This is a genomic window from Mycobacterium sp. 852002-51152_SCH6134967 (assembly GCF_001667105.1).
Classification (GTDB): domain Bacteria; phylum Actinomycetota; class Actinomycetes; order Mycobacteriales; family Mycobacteriaceae; genus Mycobacterium; species Mycobacterium neumannii_A.
In genome coordinates this window covers 1-1111 of sequence record NZ_LZIK01000066.1, presented here as the reverse complement: position 1 = coordinate 1111, position 1111 = coordinate 1, and the positions used below count along the sequence as shown (strand labels likewise).

Annotated in this window: 1 protein-coding gene; it reads left to right on the top strand. The window is 62.0% G+C overall.

The features are described 5' to 3' along the window. Positions 1-123 precede the first annotated feature (123 nt). A partial coding sequence (locus A5790_RS20950) for an IS481 family transposase (RefSeq protein ID WP_066848776.1) occupies positions 124-1111 on the top strand: 988 nt, incomplete at its 3' end.

The following is a 1111-nucleotide window of genomic DNA, read 5'->3' as shown; positions in this document are numbered from 1 at the left end:
TGTACTGCCCAGGCAGGTTGGTTGAGAAAGTGTGACGACACGCTGTAGAGGTCGTTGATGGCGAAGGCCTCCCGTCGTGGAGTGGAGCTGCTTAGACACCCACTTCGATGACAGGAGACCTTCGTGGTCCACGCTAACGCTGTTTTGACTCCACGTGGGCGAGTGTTGCTCGCGCGTCTAATCGTTGACGAGGGGTGGCCGATCGTTCGGGCTGCTGAACACTTCAACGTGTCCTGGCCAACGGCCAAACGCTGGGCCAGCCGCTACGCGGCGATGGGCCCCGCCGGGATGGAAGATCGCTCCAGCCGGCCCCACCACAGCCCGAACCGTACGCCCCACGTTGTGGTGCGCAAGATCGTGCATCTTCGCTGGCGTCACCGGCTCTCGCCGCTGGCGATCGCTTCCCGATTATCGATGCCAGCGTCCACAGTTCATGCTGTGTTGGTCAGATGCCGACTGAATCGACTGTCTCACATAGATATCCGTACTGGTGAGAACATCCGCCGCTACGAACACGGTCATCCAGGTTCGCTGATCCACGTCGATGTCAAGAAGCTAGGCAACATTCCCGACGGTGGCGGATGGCGCTACGTCGGCCGCGTCCAGGGTAAGAAGAACAGGGCCGCCACCCCCGGCATCACGCGCACCGCGCGACGCGATATCAACCTCGGACACGCCTACGTCCACACGGTGATCGACGACCACTCCCGCGTGGCATACGCCGAAATCCACGACGACGAAACCGCCGCTACCGCCATCTCAGTACTGCGCCGTGCGATCGGCTGGTACGCCGCGCGCGGCGTCACTGTTGAGCGAGTGCTCTCGGACAACGGATCGTGTTACAGATCGCACGCGTGGCGCCAAGCCTGTCTTGAGCTGCGTCTTACCCACAAACGCACACGCGCGTACCGGCCTCAGACCAACGGCAAGATCGAGCGATTCCACCGCACCATGGCTGGCGAATGGGCCTTCGCTCGCCACTACCCCAATGAACGCACCCGACGCACAGCCCTAGCAGGATGGCTGCATACCTACAATCACCACCGGCAACACTCCGCGATCGGCAAGGTCCCGCCCATCACACGGTTAACCAACCTGCCTGGGCAGTACA